The following is a 17241-nucleotide window of genomic DNA, read 5'->3' on the forward strand; positions in this document are numbered from 1 at the left end:
GTTTAATTGAGAGAGAAATTATGGATGTACACAATACGGATATGGAAGCTGTTTGCCATGTATTTAAACGACATGTTGAATATATGGGAATGGATGATCTGTCAGTCTCATTTTCACGTGTTGATGTCCAAGATAAAACAGTAAACACTATTTCGACTAATTACCCTTGGCATATTGCTTATTGGGAAAGTGGTTTACATAAAGTACTTCATCGTCGTTTATGCCCAGGGTTGCACCTATGGGAAAGCTTGGATAATAAACATTTAGATACCCTTCGTGCTTCCACGAGCGACATTACTAAGATTGATTTTGTGACGCAGCATGGCTCAAAGTATGACTTACTTTCGGTGTCTGCTGTCAGTCCTATTTCTTTCGGCTTTGTACAAGAAATTTCACATCTAAAAACGCAAATTGAAGATTTATCAGAGCAGTGCTGGGGGAAACATAAAGAAGCATTAATATTGCCTTATGTTGGTCAAACTTCGGTGCAACGTTCTCTTGAAATGGATGAGCTCAGGGTTAGAAGGAACGAAGGGTATCAATTTGGGCGCATTAAGCTCAGCCAAGATGAATTAGATACGATTCGCCATATGTTGCAATGGAAATCGGTAAAGGAAATTTCCATTATTAATCGCAGCTCTGAATTTGATGAAGCTCGGCGGATAAACGGCATAAAGCAAAAATTTGGCTGCTTGAACAAACCAGATTCCGAGTTATTTAAGCAGCTAGTTAAACAAGGAGTGACGTTAGCATGTCTGGACAGCTACACCATGTCTCGTTAACGGTGGAAAATATAGAGGTCAGTACGTGTTTTTACTCGCAGTTTGGCTATGAAGTTTCAGCAACACATCAAGACGATAGTGTCGAGATCAGAATGCTAAAGAATCAAAGTTCTCGGATAGAGTTGTTTCATTTTAAAGAAGAGGTTGAACCTAGTAGTAAAGAATCACTTATCCACCTTAGAGAAATCGGAATTCGTCATTTTGCGCTTTGTTCAGATAATTTGGACTCTTTATACACAAGCCTGAAAGACTCAACAGTAACAACTGAAATTCGCCATGCGAGGCTTGGCGAGTTTCGATATTTTTTTTGTTTAGATCCTGATAGCAATCAGGTAGAAATTATTGAGGAATTATAATTCATGTCACTCACTTGGAAACAACGCTCCAGTGCCGTATTAGGTAATGCTATGGAGTTTTACGATATTGCTGTGTTTGCATCAATATCCATCTATATTTCCGATCTCTTTGCTTCTCAGGGCGTCGATGGCGCAGTGACTGTTGTGTGGGCGATATTCGCCTTACGTTTTTTGGTTCGTCCTTTAGGTGGCGTACTGATTGGGCGTTATGCTGATAAAGTAGGTCGTAAGAAAGCGCTTATCTTTTGTAATGCATTAACAGGTGTCGCTACGGTAGCCATGGCGTTTGTACCTGTCAGTATTGTGGGCGAATACGTTGTTTTGGTTTTCTTGTTGTTCCAAATGGTACAGGCGTTCAGTTTTGGCGGTGAATACCCAACTTTGATCAGTTACCTTCTTCATGATGCTAAGCCTTCTGAACGCTCGAAAATCAGCAGCTTAATCGTAGCGAGCTCTATTATTGGTGTTATTTTATCATTGCTTATCGTAGCTGGCTTAAAAATGACGTTAACGGATGCTCAAATGCATGACTGGGGATGGCGTATTCCACTGTTAGTCGGTGTTGTAAATATTCTTATTAGCCTTTACTTCCGCTTATCATTACCTGAGCTACCTAGAAATACTTCGAATGAAACAAGTTCTAAATCAATGGAAGGTATTGTTCGTGTTTTCTGTATCTCGATTTTGGGAGCCGTTGTCTTTTATGTTCAAAATTTAGCAAGTGGGATTTTAGGTAAATCGCTCAATATTGAAAACCTGCCTCTGATCAATTCTACCATGTTGGTATTGTTACTTGGCGTAGTTGCTTATCTAACCGATCGAGGTCCTGGCCCAGAAAAAACATTCAAGATGGGCTCTATGATGATCTTACTTTGTGCAGTACCACTGTTCATGATGCTCGGATCTGGCGTGACTGTATTACAATTTATTGCTGTATTGGGAATAAGTTTACTATCAGCCATGATTTTAGGTAATTTAGCGGCGCTATTATGGCTGCAGGTGCCTAACCAAACTGCCAGTCTTGGTATTGGTTATAATATTGCCTTGTCCATTTTTGGTGGATTAACGCCATTAATCGTAACGAAAGTGATGGATTTTGGCTCTATGTATGTCGGTGTGTATATCGCTGTTGCGACGCTTCCGGCTCTGTTTATTCTGACGCAAAAAACAAAAAGTCAGTTACACCAAAATTTATCGTCTTAATAATAAATCTTTTTCGGGTAAACGTTGATTAAAGCGTTTGCCCGAAGAGGTAACCTACCGAACCTTGCTCACTAAAAGTCGTTTTCAATAGTTTGTCACCTTCTTGATGACCCGTTGGTTATCCATTCAACACTTTGAGATCCAACAATCTGACACATCATCAGCTCTTTTAGGATGAAATAAGGTTGTTACGCACCAATCCCCGTTTTATGTTTTTACATAACTTTCCAAACCGAGCTATTTCATCAAACTGTGGGGTGATTCCACGTGACAGTGCATGCTCCCAATAGGTCAATTCTGAATCAACCAATTCCATCAGTTTTTTAGGGCAACCAATGCAGTTATTGTCAGGCCCACAATAAAAGGTGTCAGATTCATAGATAGGAAGCTCTTGTTTCGCTTGTTCTATGATGTTCTTCATTGCGGTAAGGCGATCTGGTTTCTGGCTCATGTGTGATAGCTGGTGGTTTTACACGGAGCAATTGTAGCATCTGAAACTATAAAACCTATTTACCCAATGTGGGTATTTTGCATGTTCGGTGTTAAGAAACAGGTAGGTACCTTTGGATTATATGATAGGTTTTTAAGACTTGTTTGGATGAAGAGTAACCAAATTCTCGTTACTAAATTAATACTATCGGGTTGTAAACAGGTAAGTATATGGAGTTATTTTGTTCACTTGATGCGGTTTATAGTAAGAAAGTGCTTGATTAATCGTCATTTGCTGGTGCTGTGGACTAACTTTAGTACAATGTGTTGGTTTCACAGATGTAATTGCGACGAGTACAGATTTTATTGGGTGATCACTTAACAGTGTCTGTTCTCGTCGTAATTTAAGCTAATAGGGAAGTTTCAAGAGAGGATGAATGACTAAAGGTATTGATAAGTACAGTATCGACAGCACTGACTATACGGTCGGTCAAGATAATGTGCAAAAGTGGGGGTTTGATGTACATAACCCTGTATTTGGTGTCAGCGCAGGATTAATTGCGCTGTTCTTAATTGCTACGCTTTTGATGGATGCAGCATCCGCTAAAGCAGCATTAGATGGGCTAAAATGGCAAATCATAGGTGCATTTGATTGGCTGTTCATCTGGTCGGGTAATATTTTTGTTCTTTTCTGCTTGGCTCTTATTATTACACCGTTTGGTAAGATCCGTTTAGGCGGCCAAGATGCAGCAGCAGATTATTCTTTTATTTCCTGGTTGTCGATGTTATTTGCGGCGGGTATGGGTATCGGCCTTATGTTTTGGAGCGTAGCTGAGCCCGTGGCCTATTTTACTGGGTGGTATGAAACGCCACTAGGTGTGGAAGCAAATACTCCAGAAGCAGCGAAATTGGCTCTTGGTGCGACTATGTATCACTGGGGCTTACACCCTTGGGCTATTTACGGTGTTGTGGCGCTGTCGTTGGCATTTTTCGCTTATAATAAAGGGTTACCACTCTCTATTCGTTCTATCTTTTATCCATTACTGGGTGATCGTGCGTGGGGCTGGGCTGGTCATATTGTTGATATCTTAGCGGTATTGGCGACGTTGTTTGGCCTTGCTACTTCTCTAGGGCTAGGAGCTCAACAGGCGGCAAGTGGTATACATCATGTCTTTGGCATTGAAGCGGGTATGGGGCTTCAAATTACGGTGATCACCGTGGTGACCTTATTGGCAGTTGTGTCTGTGGTACGTGGTATTGATGGTGGTGTAAAAGTCATCAGTAACATCAACATGATCGTTGCATTTGCACTGCTGATCTTAGTCGCTTTGATTGGCTATGCGGTGACCTTAGGCACAATTCCGACGACACTAATGGCGTACGTTGAGAATATTATTCCATTAAGTAACCCGCATGGTCGTGAAGATGAAGCCTGGTTCCAAGGCTGGACAGTATTCTACTGGGCATGGTGGATTTCTTGGTCCCCATTTGTTGGTATGTTCATCGCTCGTATCTCAAAAGGTCGTACTGTACGCGAATTTATGACCGCCGTTTTGATCGTACCGACTGTTGTTACGGTAATTTGGATGTCTGTATTTGGCGGTATGGCCATTGATCAGGTGATTAATAACGTTGGTGAACTGGGTGAGAAAGGCTTAACTGATGTACCACTGGCGATGTTCCAAATGTTTGATACATTACCAATGGGTACCATGTTGTCTGTGATTGCAGTGGTTCTGGTTTTGGTTTTCTTCATAACTTCCTCTGATTCTGGTTCGCTGGTTATTGATAGTATTACCGCGGGCGGTAAAGTGGATGCACCTGTCTTGCAACGTGTATTTTGGGCCTTCATGGAAGGTGCGATTGCTGTAGCCTTATTGTGGATTGGTGGTGCGGAAGCGATTCAGGCTCTTCAAGCAGGAGCGATTTCAACAGCCCTACCATTTACAATTGTCTTACTGCTGATGTGTGTGAGCTTATTAATGGGTATGCGCACTGAGCGTTTTGAAAGGTAAATTGAAGAAATAAAAAAGGGAGCGTAATCGCTCCCTTTTTTGATCATCACTTTTGGATAAAGTTTTTCTACATTTCCTAGATGCCTAGAGTGTTGTTCTAGCAACTTCCGGTGTGGTAGCTAAGTGTTTGTTGCTTTTTTCTTGTTGTTTGTTGACCTGCATACGCAAGACCGCCATTGGTCCTGTAATGAGCGTTGCTGCGAGGAGCAAAGAAACCGGTACGGCTGTGATGACGATGAATGATTGTAATGCATTAAGTCCGCCATCTCCCGCGACTAATAACACCGCAGCCACACACCCCATTACAATAGCCCAGAATAGACGCTGTAATTTGGTTGGTTCATTATTGCCAGACACCACCATCGAAATGGAATAGGCCATTGAATCACCCGTTGTGACTACAAACGTGGTGGTGAGCACCAGAAAGGCCGGAACCAACAGCTCATTAAATGGCAGCTGGGCCAGTGTGGCTAACAGTACCGCAGGTAATCCGGCATTATTTAATGGTTCTGAGATACTGCCTGGAGATTGCAGTTCAAAGAAAATGCCAGTGCCACCTAGAACCGTAAACCAAAAGTTAGTGACAATAGGCGCGCCAATCGCCACCGTAAGGATCAGTTCACGAATGCTACGGCCTTCAGAAATTCGAGCAATAAAAATGGCCATCATGGGTGCAAAGCCAATGAACCAGCCCCAGAAAAACCATGTCCACCATGAATTCCAGGCAGGAGCCTGAGTATTTAAGCTCATTGCTGGTAATTGTTGTAGATACAGTCCAAACGCTGAACCGAAATGCTCAAAAATAAACTGAGTCGGTCCAAACACCAGCATGACCATGAGCAGCGCAAAAGCGCCCACGACGTTTAAGCGGCTAAGCCATTGCAGGCCTTTGTCCATTCCTGTGAACGCAGATACCGAATACACAGCCACTACGACCGCTAGAATGGTCAGTTGGCTGCTAACCGAGTTCTCAATGCCTAAGACTACCTCAAGGCTATAGCCAAGCTGTGACGCTAAGAAACCAATTGGGCCAATGGTGCCCGCGGCGACAGCAATAATAGAGCAGGCATCGATCACTGAACCAAACCAGTGGTTCTCTAATCGCTTACCAAGCAATGGGTACAGCAATGCGCGAGGGCGAAGCTTTACACCGCCTTGATGGTGAGCATGCATAAGCACAATGGTTGCTAACGTGCCTAAAGCTGCCCAAGCTAAAAAGCCCCAGTGAAGGAAACTTTGACTTAATGCGGGAGCAGCAGCTTGTGCTGAAGACCCTACAATGTGCTCGAAAGTCGGTGGTGGGGTGATAAAGTGATAAATTGGCTCAGCGGCCGACCAGAAAACACCACCGCCCGCAAGCAGGGTACACATGATCATCGCTAACCAGCGAAACGTACCGATGGTTGGCTTTTGTTGTTGCCCCAGCCGGATCTTTCCGTAACGGGTAACCGCAATGACTACTGCGATAGCAAAATTGATCACCATCAACCATTGCCAGAAGTAACCAAATTGTGATGTCGCTGAACTAAACATGGACTGAATCACACTGGTGACGAGTGACAGGTCGATGAGAGAAGAAAGTAGGAAAAAACTGATGAAACCAATGGCGATAATTGGAACTCGTTTATCATCCACTTTATTTGAATTGCGTTGCATAATATTCTCACGGTTAATGTGAGGGGCGGCACATTATCAGCTTAAAAGAGAGATAACCAGAAAAATATGCCTTTTATTTTTGGGTGAATACTGAGAATTACGTCGAAAAATAGAAAGTCGTCGGCATTCATAGTGCTTTAGATTTGAGCAAATGTCATAGTTGTTAATAGGTTATCATCCGCATAAATTGGCGAGGATTTAGACAAAAATAAAATTGAAATTTATTTTTACTAAGTTGTGGTGAAAAGAAATTTTAGAAGTGGAGGAGCAGGTTTGCATACTCCTCTATATGGGGACAGTAATGAAGAATTATTGCCAAAAATCGCGTATTGGTAACTTTGCATCAAAGTGGTGGGCGATTTGTGCTTGCAGTAACTCTGCGGTGGCAATGGCATCGGTTAGGGCGTGGTGTGGTGTGTAGGCAGGAAGCCCGTAACGAGTTCGGGTTTTACCTAACCGTACCGATTCGGATTTTTTCCCTTTCAGTTTATTCCAAAGCCCTCCTGCTTCCTTTTGTTGGATTTTGCTTTCGAGGTGCATAGTATCGATGACTGGAAATTCAATGCCTTCCTGTATTCTTGTTTTTAATGCTCGATCAAAAAACTCACGTTCGATGCGTTTGTAGTGCACAACCGTTATATGTCCCGACATGGCTTTTAAGATATGCTCAAACACGTCTGACAAATCGGGGGCATCTAAAATGTCACTGTGAGTAATGCCATGTATCACCACAGAGTCTTCCGCCAGTTGTTGCCTTGGCCTTACTGTCCAGTGTTGAGCTCGATTGATAAAAATACGGTTGAGCGTAAAAGGTACGACCCCAATAGTAATGATGTCGTCTTTTTTAGGATCGAGGCCGGTTGTTTCAAAGTCCATCGCTAAAAACTCAATCTCCTCTAGTGGCGTATCCGCTGTGGGAATGGGCGTGGCGTAAAATTCTTGCAAACAAGCATGTGAGGCCAGGGCTTGCTTTTTTTCATATTTGGTTTCCCAGTCAATACTTGGGGCTTGCATCAGTCGCTTCAGCATTCCTTGCCTCACTTAAAGTTATTACTAGCTTGGTATCGGAACTTCAAAAAGTTTTGAGCATTACTCAAGATTTGGAACGCATCTTTTAGATTGCGGCGTTCAAAATCTGATAGGTTTTCGGGCTCAATATTATTATCAGGTTCAATTCCTTGCTCTACATCTAATGCTTGGTGTCGAATTCGTACCATGGAGATGAATTCCATGGCATCACGCAAATCTTGAGCGCGTCCTTTAGGTAAAATGCCTGCATCTATGATGTCGTCAAGGCGTTCAAAGGAGTTTTGTGAACGTGAACCAACGGCTAGCGCATGAACACGGATCAAATCGGCCAGAGGGGCGGTTCCTCTTCGTTTTAGGTTAATGGAATTATTGTGACGGCCATCTTTTTCCATCACAAAGTCTTTGAAGAACCCAAGAGGAGGCGTGCGATTTAAGGCGTTACGGGCTAAACAAGCCAAAAATCGGTTGTTTTTACGGGCGCGTCTGACAATAAACCCATTTAACTGCTCTGCCCATTTTAGGCGGCCATGCACACCATCTAAATCAAAGAAAATGGACGCATTGAGTAAGGCTTTTGGGTTAGGATCGTCTATCCAGTCGGCAAAGCAGGCTTCCCATTCGCGGCGTGTCATTCGCCAATCTGGATTGGTAGCCATGATATCGCCAGTGCAGTAAGTGTAACCGCATTTATCAAGGGCATCACACACGTAGGTGGCCAATTGCTCAAAGTACTTACCGTGCTTTTCGGATTGATAGCTGTCATCAAGAATAATGGCGTTATCTTGATCGGTGACGATCAGTTGTTCATCTCGCCCCATAGAACCAAGGGCTAAGAAGCAATATGGCACGGGAGGAGGACCAAGTTCTTCCTCGGCCAGCTCAATTAGGCGTTGCTTTACACTGCGACCAATTACCGACATGGCACTGCCGACCATATGGGAGTTGGCGTCTTCATTGACTAAGCGAACGAAGCTGTCTTTTACTTGTTCACACAGTACGGCCAGTTCTTCAATATTTTGTTGCTGGAAAATACTGCTTACCAATAAAAGCGAGTTTTGTGATTCGTAACGAACAATGTCGGTGGTTTCGATAATACCTATAGGTTGTTTGTCTTTCAGCACGGGAAGGTGATGCACGTTATAACGTAGCATGGTGAGCATGGCTTCATAGACATAAGCATTGTGATCCAGTGAGATCACATCCACGGTCATGACGCTAGAAACTTCATCATTAGGATCGAGGCCTTCCGCAAGTACGCGCGTACACAAATCACGATCGGTGATGATGCCGATCACGGGGTTGAGATCCTCTTCATCGTCATCGTCGCCAACATCAGGATCGATGATGAGCAGGGAAGAGACATTTTCTTCTGCCATTTTAATGGCGGCACTCTGGATGGTTTCGGTTTTCGTGACGGAGGGGGCATCACGAGTCAGCAACGTACGCACCTTTGATGTCGTGAGGTCATTTTGTTCGTTGCTGTTCGACACTGCTTGTCTTAGGCGAGCGTTGTCTTCTACTTCAACAAAATCTGCGAAGCTGTCATGATTATCGTACAGCTCTTGGAAAACGGCTTCAGGAATGCAATACACCAGGGTATCTTCGATGGCCTTAACTGGGAAGCGAACCTTATTATTCGTGAGAAGTCCCATTTGGCCAAATAGATCGCCCTCATCCAGTCGGTTATAGAGTTCACCCTTACGGCGATACACTTCAACGACGCCACTTCGTACCATGTACAAATCGTTGATCTGATCGCCGAAATGAATGATAGGGGTATCTTGGCGATAATATGAAATCTCAATGTGCCGGGTTATGTGTTCAAGAACCTCGTCACTGAGCTCATTAAATGGCGGATATTGTGCTAGGAAGTTTTGTATTTCAATTAGTTCTGCTTCCATGTTTTTACCTTTCGTCAGCAGTGAACCTCACTGATTGCTTATGGCGTTATTGTGAGGGATATGTCGGTATAGTACATCAAGCGTCTTCATAGATCAGTCTATTAGCTAGAAAAGCGACGATGCCTGTCATTCATTCGGTTAAGTAGACGGTAAACCTTCACAATGAATTAAAAAGTAGGCAGCCTGCATTGCAAAATGCGACGTTCATTGCTGAGAGGTTGATGGTGAACTTCCCCATGTTGGGGCGTTAGTTTACGTTTTTTATTGTTTTTAACTCTCAAATTTATTTCTTTTTTTATTTATATTTCAGTTTCTTATTTTGTTTTCTTGGCTTTTTCTTCATGGGCTGGCAATTTTGGCGTCAATTATGCTCTCTATAACAATATGTGGCGGTTTTTCTAGTGATGTAAATAGGTACATCACAGAGTTTAGGGGTTAACCGAATATGAGAGCACTTAAACATTTTATTTATCACACGCTTTATTACACAGGTATTCAGCGGTTATGTAGCTATATAAATCGTCATAAAGTGTCTATTTTGTGTTTTCATTCGGTGGCGCAGCAAGGAGAAAATGAATTTTGGCCGGGTGTGTTTATTTCAAAACCTAAGCTGCATGAAATTTTAAATTATTTGCAGGACTCAAGATATCAGGTGATCAGCCTGCAAGAAGCAAAGCGGCATTTAAAGGGGGAAGTGAAGTACAAATACCCCGTAGTCCTAACGATTGATGATGGTTGGTATGCCAGTGTGGTGGATATGCTGCCTATATTAGAACGTTATCGGTTTCCGTCGACGTTATACGTTACGACCTATTATGTTTCACACCAGATCCCGGTGGTGAATGTATTGGTGCAATATTTGATATGGAAGACGGGGGCTCACCATTTTACGGTAACAGAAGCGGGAGAAACGTATTCTTTTTCGGGTCAGCCGCAAGAGATCGTGGCTCAAGTTGAAGCTCACCTGAACGGAAAATCGGATCCAGATAAGTTGGCTTTTTTAGAAAGCATGGTGTTGGGTGCTGGGTTAGATAAGAGTTTAATCAATAACAAATTATTTCAGAATGCCAGTTTTGAAGAGCTACGCCAAGCTGACTTAGCTAATCAATTCGCTAATTTTCAATTACACACTCATGGTCACCAATTACCATTGGATGCGCCTCAATTACGTCACCAGATAGAAAAAAACAAAGCCTTGTTAGAAGCCGAACTCGATTGTCAGGGAGCATTGAATGATTTTTGCTATCCCAGCGGCATTTGGGAGCCGGGGCAGATACCACACATTGATGCACTAGGTATTGAATCGGCGACAACCTTGGATGAAGGGTTAAATGCGATTGGCGATCACCCTTTGACATTAAAACGCAACTTGGTGATGGACAGCCGATCGTTACTGCACCTGAAATTGGCGCTTTCAGGCACCTTTGATGTTTTTAGGCAATGTAAACCAAGCTGATTTTTGATAAGGAGCTCTTGCTATGACACAGGCAAATAATAACTCCATTTTGTACCCTTTGGATGTAGGGCATTTACAACGTAAAAATCGTAAGATGAGACGCACCCTTCGAGAAAATGAAACATTAACACCAGTAAAGGTGGCGGTGTTAGGGGGATCTACTACCGCAGAGATGGTGAAATTTATTGATTTGTTTTTATTGCAACAAGGTTTTAACCCTGAATTTTATCAATCTGAATTTAACCAATTTTTTGAAGAGGCGGTATTTGAAAATTCAGATTTAGCGCAATTTTCGCCTCAGTTTATATATGTGCATACATCGAGTATGAATATTACGAAGTGGCCTGATGCTTTTGCCAGTGAAGAAGAGGTGTCGCTTTTGGTAGAGCAAACTTATCAGCATTTTGAACAGGTTTGGCAAAGTTTAGCGGCTAAGTTTGAAGGGGCCACGATCATCCAGAATAATTTTGAAGCGCCATTTAGTCGCCCATTAGGTAATTTTGATGCGACAGCATATTCAGGAAAGTCCGTTTTTGTCTCACGTTTAAACGATAAATTTGCCCAATACGCCAGAAACAACCGAGCCATGATGGTGCACGATATTCATTATCAAGCGGCTTGGTTTGGCCTTGAGCGATGGTATGATCGAAGGCAATGGCATGCTTATAAATACGCAATGAGTACGGATGCGTTCCCCTTACTGGGACGTAGTGTGGCTGCACAAATCAATGCGGTATTAGGTCGGAGTAAAAAATGTTTGGTGTGTGATTTGGATAATACACTGTGGGGAGGAGTGGTTGGTGATGATGGCGTAGACGGGCTTAAATTGGGTCATGAAACACCTCAAGCAGCCGCATTCAGTGAAATGCAACAGTACGTTCACTCTCTTAAGCAGAGGGGGGTTTTACTCGCCATTTCAAGTAAGAATGATATTCACAACGCTAAACTGGGGTTAGCACACCCTGACAGCCAATTAGCGGTATCAGACTTTACTCAGATCTGTGCCAATTGGCAGTGTAAAGACACACACCTAAAAAGCATTGCGGCAGACATTAATATTGGTCTGGACAGTTTGGTGTTTATCGATGATAACCCCGCTGAGAGACAACTCGTGAGTGAGCAGTTACCCTCAGTATCAGTGCCGAATATAGGTCATGATATTAGTCAGTACATCAGTGTATTAGACAAAGCGGGCTATTTTGAAATCACGTCACTGAATAAAGAAGATGCCACTCGCGGGCAAATGTACTTGCAAAATAACCAACGGGCTCAGCAGCAGGCGCAGTTTTCGGATTATCGTCAATTTTTATATTCTTTAGAGATGAAAGCGGACATCGGGCCGTTTGAAGGGGTGTATTTATCTCGCATTGCGCAGTTAACCAATAAAACGAATCAGTTTAATTTAACGACCCAGCGTTACACCGAGCAAGAAATTAGCGCCTTATCAGAGTCCGATCAACACGTGACTCTTTATGGCAGGTTGTCTGATTGTTATGGTGATAATGGCTTAGTGTCGGTGATTGTTGGGCGTATTGTAGGTAAAGCGTTACACGTTGAGCTGTGGCTCATGAGTTGTCGGGTGATTAAACGCGAGTTTGAATTAGCGATGTTTACGGCATTAAAGACATTTGCGGTCAAAGCTGATTGCGAGGAAATCATCGGGACTTACATACCCACAACAAAAAACGCGTTAGTGGCTGAGCATTATCCATCGCTAGGGTTTGATTTTGTCCAGCAGCACGATAACGGTCACACAATATGGAAGTTGGCATTAACAAACTCCCCTCAGCACCAAGAAATACCCATTACCATCAACTATGCTGTTGAAGTATAGGTAATTACGCGATAGTGGTATGAAGGTGAAAGTTAGTCATTAAGTTTTCGAATGCAAGGAGCATAAGATGAATATACTCGATCGATTAAGTGACATTATTCAAGATGTACTGGATGATGATGAATTGGAAATTACTCGCAATACCACCGCAGATGATGCGGAAGATTGGGATTCGTTGGCGCAAATTCAGATCATAGATGCGCTGGAAAAAGAGTTTCACATTAAGTTATCCATGGCTGAAATCGAGCAGATGAATCAAGCCGGTCATGTTGGCGCTACGGTTGATTTAATTGCACAAAAGCTTACGGCATAAGGGGCATAGTATGGAAAATTATACTTTAGCGACAATCCATGTCGGGTTGAGTCATGATTTTTCACGCTTGATTACTGCCGATTTGGTTGATGCGTTTACAAAGATAAGTGGTGATACCAATCCGCTGCATGTGGACCCTAGCTTTGCAAAAGAGCGGGGTTATGCCGAACGGGTGGTGTATGGCATGTTAACAGCTTCTTTGTATTCCACGCTGGTGGGCGTTTACTTACCAGGGAGAAATGCGCTATTGCAAGAAGTGGAAACCAGTTTTCGACGTCCGGTGTACATTGGTGACGAACTTACGATTTCTGGTGAAGTAGTAGAGGTTAATGAAGGCTTAAAACGTATCTCAATTAAGGCATACATTGTGAATCAGCATGGTCAGAAAGTGTCAAAGGCAACCATAAAAGCGGGTGTTTTTGAAGGCTGATAATAGGGATGGGAGAAAGATCATGGCAATGAAACACGTCTTAATTTTAGGAGCAAGCTCCGACATTGGTATAGAAATCATCAAACAGCTTGAGTGTGATGACGTTCAGGTTTTGGCTCATTGCTTTCAGCATCCAGAAAAGTTGGTTGCGTTAAATCGGCAATATTGCGGTGATATTATTCCTATGCCAGCGGATCTTAATACCGAAGTCGGTACACAATCTTTGATAAAGCAAGTGAGTGAAGTGTGCGATATGCCAGATCAGATTGTAATTTTGCAAGCCCCTCCTTTACAGATGAAGCGTTTTAAGTCGTTAACCCGAGATGATTTTCAGCAAGATTTTCATCTGCAAACTTTGGCGGCATTTGATGTTTTGAAGTATTTTGCTCCTAGAATGGCTAAGCGGGGATCTGGACATATTGTTTTCTTATTGAGCAGTGTCACGCTAGGGTTGCCCCCTTCGGCCATGGCACATTATACCACAGGAAAATACGCGTTAATGGGGCTCATGCGTGCGGTTGCAGCAGAGTATGGACACAAAGGGTTAAAAGTGAATGCGGTGTCGCCCTCTATGATGGAAACCTCCTTTTTGCACCACGTACCGGATAAACTGGTTGAGCTGCATGCTGAAAAGCACCCACTGGGCCGTAATGCCTCAACAAAAGACGTTGCGCCTGTTGTGGCCTTTTTACTCTCCGAAGGAGCAGAGTACATGAATGGGGCAAATTTACCCATTTCAGGAGGAGAGGTGATATGAGTCTAGAGCAGCGTATTCTAGCTAATGTATGTGACATTGAAGCCGATTCGGAAAATCAATTCTTATCGCGTTTTCCTGTCTCACATTACTTGTCTTTTTTTTCAGGTGCTCGCAATACCAGCCCGTATACCCAGTTTCCTGGTTTTTTAGCACCATGGTTTGAGAAAATAGTCCAAACGGAAGGTGCAGAGGCTCTTTATACTATGCATCGATTGGCTTTATTAATGTTGATGCAACGAAGTTTAGCGACATTGAATAAACATAATGCCTCATCTTCAGCAATAGCGCCAACAACCAAAATGGCGATCACCGATTGGTTTAGTGATATTTGTCAGTATATAGAAAGTGGTGGCACCATGTATTTGGATGCTCACCATGATTATTTTAAAAAAGACATTCATATCGCCGCGTTAAAAATGTTGCCTACGTCTTCGATTTGTCACTTAGAGGTAAGCGGTCTTCCCCGTCGCTTTTTGCTTTGTGGAGGGATCTCTCAGGCGTGTTATGGTCTGAAGACCTTGTATTTGGATCTGAGAGGTAATTATAAACGGCTCTTTGAACTTCATATGGATGATCGCAGAATTCAGCCCCATTTCTTAGAAGAAGGTTGGATCCGGCTTTATAAGGAAGTGGCGAAAGAAGTGCTTTGTCAGCCCAACATTTCAGGGGTTTTTGCTCAAAGCTGGTTTTGGGATAAGGCGGTTGGTGATATTAGTAAAAATACTCAATATTTACGAAGTATTCCTGAACAAGGCGGTGCCAAGTTTTTTAAATTAAGCGAAAGCGATGCCGATAAAAGTGCAGCGTTGAATAATAAAAAGCGTAAACGTTTGTATGTGGAAGGTCAGTATAAACCAACGGGGTATTTAATGATCTGGCCTCGGAAAGCACTGTTAGAGTGGTATCGACAATTTTAGTTATTATTATGGACTTATTTGTAAAACTAATACTGTGAGTGGTCATGTTTATTTAAGAAAGACTAATATTAGTAATATGAAGAATAGCAGTTATAAAAAGGCGTTTGCTTTAGTATTTGCTTCTTTAAGCAGTACTCAGCTCAAAGTCTCTATTTACTTCCATTGAGTTGTACACTGACCACAAACTTAATGTTCATTAAATGTTTTTCTGTTACAAATGCAGCACTCTCTAGCAATAGCTAGTGTATTTATAAGTGATGGTATAGTAAATTTTAGTACCTAGTGAGATAGGATTAAGTTTATTTTTAACTCCACCAATCGTGGAGTTAAAAATAAGTACAGTGCCTAAAAACATTAAAGTTATCTATGTGTAAATATACAGAGTAATTTAAAGTCAGGCACAAATTTGAATAGGTAATTAAATTAAAACTTCAATGCTGTCCAAGGTCCACTTTGACTGTCTTTTGGCTCTTGAGATAATGTCCAGTGTCTCGCGTAGTAATAAACGTTATTGTGTTTAACTACTTCGCCACCTTTATATTCTTTTGTTGCAGACCAAGTTGGCACTTTGGTCAAATCAGGAGTCTCAGGGTTGTTGTCACCATCACCGTTACATGTGGAGTTAAAGATGCCTAATGGTTTATCTGTGTTAACAAACCACTTAACTGCAATTGTGTCAGAGTTATAACCACGATTGACGTGCTCTCCTACGTTCCATCTTGCAGCGTGTCGGTAGCCGCTGGTGTCTACAGTCGAGAAGTAGTGATAAGCGTTGTCATGAATGTGTAGTTTGTCGCCAACAAAACCACTACTAATATTTGATGTCAACTCAGCGTAAACCTTGCCATCTTTAGTGTATACATATTCAGCGGTAGATAATGCTTTTGAAGTACCTGCATCTTGCAGAATTCTAACTTCTTGCCCTGCTTCCACCGCATCGATGAGTTGACATAGCTGTCCTTCTATTACATTACCGTTTTTATCGTGGTGATACGCTAATGTCCAATTTGCTGAGGCTCCAAAAGATGTGGCTAATCCTAAAAAGCTTAGGCCCAATAGATGCTTTTTCATTATAAATCTTTACCTTATTCTTTAAATGAGTGGTGATTTTATGAAGGTGATTATTATCTTATTGGTTCTGGGAATGGGAGTTCTTTTATATATTTTCGATGCATATCACTTAAGTTAAGCTTAGGTGTTTAATACTTAATCGTAGAAGAGCAGATTTTCTACAGTTGGGTTCTTCGTGAATTTTTATGTCACTCTATTTTTCTGTTGAATTTCTTTTTCGTTACATCAAAACTTTCGGGAAATTTTTATAGAAAATACAGGGTAAACTCAAACAAAAAATAAATTAAAAAATTGAGGTAGTGGCTTTTTATATTTAATGTATATTTTTTCTTGATTGGTAATAAAAGTGGTGAGAATTTCTAAGGCTTTCCTGAGGCCAGTGATATAGAAGAAGCAATTTGGAATGGTTTAATCAAGCGTTGTGAATTTATAACGGGAAACAACGTTAAAAGATGTTTAGTGTAAGGTTGAGTAGGTTATTTTATATGAAGCTAGTATGGATACATGGCGGGCCTGCCGCAGGCAAGCTTACGGTGGCGACATGTTTGAATGAGCAGTTTGGCTATAAGTTGTTTCACAATCATTTAGCTGTTGATCTGAGTCTTTCCATTTATGATGAATTTGGGGATAAGGATTTTCTTTCTTTCACTAATCGCATTCGTCGATTGGTTCTTTCAAAGGCAAGGGAAATCGGAGTCAGTCACCTTGTGCTAACCTCGATGACCTGTAATGACAGTGATTCAGAAGAAGTTGAGAAATACTTAAGCTTTTTTATACGTGAAGGGATTGATGTGTACCCCATACACTTGAATCCTCGGTTAAGCGTTTTACTTGAACGTTGTGTGTCGGAAAGCCGTCAGAGTACAAATAAACTGTCAAATGCTGAATCTGTGTCGGATTTGGCTAAAAGGACCAAGTTTTTGAAAATTGAACATGAAAATACCCTTTCAATAGATAATTCTAATTTAACGCCGTTGGAAGTCTCAAAAATAATAATGAGCCATGTTGACAACGGTGGTAATAAAATCATTAAAAAAAACATAGTTTAATTTTTGAGTATACACACTTTATGTTACTTTTTTCAGGGTTTGA

At 42.0% G+C, this 17241-nt stretch carries 16 protein-coding genes; 11 read left to right on the plus strand and 5 right to left on the minus strand.

The features are described from left to right. Nucleotides 1-20: 20 nt before the first annotated feature. From MHO82_RS22460 to MHO82_RS22470, 3 genes are read left to right on the plus strand one after another with little or no spacing between them, the layout of a single operon-like run. Nucleotides 21-782 (plus strand): hypothetical protein, encoded by a 762-nt coding sequence (locus MHO82_RS22460; protein WP_239188133.1) that lies wholly within the window; start codon nt 21-23, stop codon nt 780-782. Further along, entirely contained in the window at nt 752-1138 is a 387-nt protein-coding gene (locus tag MHO82_RS22465; protein WP_239188135.1) for a VOC family protein, read from the plus strand. Before MHO82_RS22460 ends, MHO82_RS22465 begins: the two co-directional genes overlap by 31 nt. A gap of 3 nt (nt 1139-1141) precedes the next feature. Further along, on the plus strand, nt 1142-2341 hold the full coding sequence (locus tag MHO82_RS22470; RefSeq protein ID WP_239188137.1) for an MFS transporter: 1200 nt from the start codon (nt 1142-1144) through the stop codon (nt 2339-2341). A 169-nt stretch (nt 2342-2510) separates the two neighbouring features. Here the strand turns inward: MHO82_RS22470 and MHO82_RS22475 are convergent, their stop codons facing one another. After that, nucleotides 2511-2792, minus strand: coding sequence for a hypothetical protein (locus MHO82_RS22475; RefSeq protein WP_239188139.1), 282 nt, complete (start codon nt 2790-2792; stop codon nt 2511-2513). Between the two features lie 415 nt (nt 2793-3207). On the opposite strand from MHO82_RS22475, the gene MHO82_RS22480 reads away from it, so the two are divergent. Beyond that, on the plus strand, nt 3208-4785 hold the full coding sequence (locus MHO82_RS22480) for a BCCT family transporter (protein ID WP_239188141.1): 1578 nt from the start codon (nt 3208-3210) through the stop codon (nt 4783-4785). Nucleotides 4786-4869: 84 nt separating this feature from the next. Here the strand turns inward: MHO82_RS22480 and MHO82_RS22485 are convergent, their stop codons facing one another. From MHO82_RS22485 to MHO82_RS22495, 3 genes are all read right to left on the minus strand, one after another. Then, nucleotides 4870-6441 carry a BCCT family transporter gene (locus MHO82_RS22485; RefSeq protein WP_239188143.1) on the minus strand — a complete coding sequence of 524 codons (1572 nt, stop codon included), beginning with the start codon at nt 6439-6441 and terminating at the stop codon, nt 4870-4872. Between the two features lie 309 nt (nt 6442-6750). After that, complete coding sequence (locus MHO82_RS22490; protein WP_239188145.1) at nt 6751-7470, minus strand: 3'-5' exonuclease; 720 nt, start codon at nt 7468-7470, stop codon at nt 6751-6753. Nucleotides 7471-7478: 8 nt separating this feature from the next. Further along, nucleotides 7479-9371 carry a DUF294 nucleotidyltransferase-like domain-containing protein gene (locus MHO82_RS22495; RefSeq protein ID WP_239188147.1) on the minus strand — a complete coding sequence of 631 codons (1893 nt, stop codon included), beginning with the start codon at nt 9369-9371 and terminating at the stop codon, nt 7479-7481. 445 nt (nt 9372-9816) lie between these two features. Between MHO82_RS22495 and MHO82_RS22500 the strand changes: the two genes are divergently transcribed. The 6 genes from MHO82_RS22500 (at nt 9817) to MHO82_RS22525 (ending at nt 15078) form a co-directional block, all read left to right on the plus strand. Next, nucleotides 9817-10827 carry a polysaccharide deacetylase family protein gene (locus tag MHO82_RS22500; RefSeq protein WP_239188149.1) on the plus strand — a complete coding sequence of 337 codons (1011 nt, stop codon included), beginning with the start codon at nt 9817-9819 and terminating at the stop codon, nt 10825-10827. Between the two features lie 22 nt (nt 10828-10849). Then, on the plus strand, nt 10850-12661 hold the full coding sequence (locus MHO82_RS22505; RefSeq protein ID WP_239188151.1) for an HAD-IIIC family phosphatase: 1812 nt from the start codon (nt 10850-10852) through the stop codon (nt 12659-12661). A gap of 67 nt (nt 12662-12728) precedes the next feature. Then, nucleotides 12729-12974, plus strand: a complete 246-nt coding sequence (locus MHO82_RS22510) for an acyl carrier protein (protein WP_239188153.1) — start codon at nt 12729-12731, stop codon at nt 12972-12974. 10 nt (nt 12975-12984) lie between these two features. Beyond that, nucleotides 12985-13404, plus strand: a complete 420-nt coding sequence (locus MHO82_RS22515) for a MaoC family dehydratase (RefSeq protein ID WP_239188155.1) — start codon at nt 12985-12987, stop codon at nt 13402-13404. A 22-nt stretch (nt 13405-13426) separates the two neighbouring features. Then, nucleotides 13427-14161 (plus strand): SDR family oxidoreductase, encoded by a 735-nt coding sequence (locus tag MHO82_RS22520; RefSeq protein WP_239188157.1) that lies wholly within the window; start codon nt 13427-13429, stop codon nt 14159-14161. Then, entirely contained in the window at nt 14158-15078 is a 921-nt protein-coding gene (locus tag MHO82_RS22525) for a hypothetical protein (RefSeq protein ID WP_239188159.1), read from the plus strand. Before MHO82_RS22520 ends, MHO82_RS22525 begins: the two co-directional genes overlap by 4 nt. Before the next feature lie 423 nt (nt 15079-15501). On the opposite strand, the gene MHO82_RS22530 is transcribed toward MHO82_RS22525, so the two are convergent. Further along, complete coding sequence (locus MHO82_RS22530) at nt 15502-16149, minus strand: carbohydrate-binding protein (RefSeq protein ID WP_239188161.1); 648 nt, start codon at nt 16147-16149, stop codon at nt 15502-15504. Nucleotides 16150-16634: 485 nt separating this feature from the next. Between MHO82_RS22530 and MHO82_RS22535 the strand changes: the two genes are divergently transcribed. Continuing rightward, nucleotides 16635-17198, plus strand: a complete 564-nt coding sequence (locus tag MHO82_RS22535; RefSeq protein WP_239188164.1) for a hypothetical protein — start codon at nt 16635-16637, stop codon at nt 17196-17198. Nucleotides 17199-17241: the final 43 nt, after the last annotated feature.

The sequence above is a fragment of the Vibrio sp. Of7-15 genome (assembly GCF_022347565.1).
GTDB lineage: Bacteria > Pseudomonadota > Gammaproteobacteria > Enterobacterales > Vibrionaceae > NORP241.

Excerpts from the sequence above, each read along its gene's own strand:
- MHO82_RS22500 (WP_239188149.1), top strand. The coding sequence starts at position 9,817 with ATGAGAGCACTTAAACATTTTATTTATCACACGCTTTATTACACAGGT.
- MHO82_RS22520 (WP_239188157.1), top strand. The coding sequence starts at position 13,427 with ATGGCAATGAAACACGTCTTAATTTTAGGAGCAAGCTCCGACATTGGT.
- MHO82_RS22505 (WP_239188151.1), top strand. The coding sequence starts at position 10,850 with ATGACACAGGCAAATAATAACTCCATTTTGTACCCTTTGGATGTAGGG.
- MHO82_RS22515 (WP_239188155.1), top strand. The coding sequence starts at position 12,985 with ATGGAAAATTATACTTTAGCGACAATCCATGTCGGGTTGAGTCATGAT.
- MHO82_RS22535 (WP_239188164.1), top strand. The coding sequence starts at position 16,635 with ATGAAGCTAGTATGGATACATGGCGGGCCTGCCGCAGGCAAGCTTACG.
- MHO82_RS22510 (WP_239188153.1), top strand. The coding sequence starts at position 12,729 with ATGAATATACTCGATCGATTAAGTGACATTATTCAAGATGTACTGGAT.
- MHO82_RS22475 (WP_239188139.1), bottom strand. The coding sequence starts at position 2,792 with ATGAGCCAGAAACCAGATCGCCTTACCGCAATGAAGAACATCATAGAA.
- MHO82_RS22480 (WP_239188141.1), top strand. The coding sequence starts at position 3,208 with ATGACTAAAGGTATTGATAAGTACAGTATCGACAGCACTGACTATACG.
- MHO82_RS22470 (WP_239188137.1), top strand. The coding sequence starts at position 1,142 with ATGTCACTCACTTGGAAACAACGCTCCAGTGCCGTATTAGGTAATGCT.
- MHO82_RS22460 (WP_239188133.1), top strand. The coding sequence starts at position 21 with ATGGATGTACACAATACGGATATGGAAGCTGTTTGCCATGTATTTAAA.
- MHO82_RS22495 (WP_239188147.1), bottom strand. The coding sequence starts at position 9,371 with ATGGAAGCAGAACTAATTGAAATACAAAACTTCCTAGCACAATATCCG.
- MHO82_RS22530 (WP_239188161.1), bottom strand. The coding sequence starts at position 16,149 with ATGAAAAAGCATCTATTGGGCCTAAGCTTTTTAGGATTAGCCACATCT.
- MHO82_RS22525 (WP_239188159.1), top strand. The coding sequence starts at position 14,158 with ATGAGTCTAGAGCAGCGTATTCTAGCTAATGTATGTGACATTGAAGCC.
- MHO82_RS22485 (WP_239188143.1), bottom strand. The coding sequence starts at position 6,441 with ATGCAACGCAATTCAAATAAAGTGGATGATAAACGAGTTCCAATTATC.
- MHO82_RS22465 (WP_239188135.1), top strand. The coding sequence starts at position 752 with ATGTCTGGACAGCTACACCATGTCTCGTTAACGGTGGAAAATATAGAG.
- MHO82_RS22490 (WP_239188145.1), bottom strand. The coding sequence starts at position 7,470 with ATGCTGAAGCGACTGATGCAAGCCCCAAGTATTGACTGGGAAACCAAA.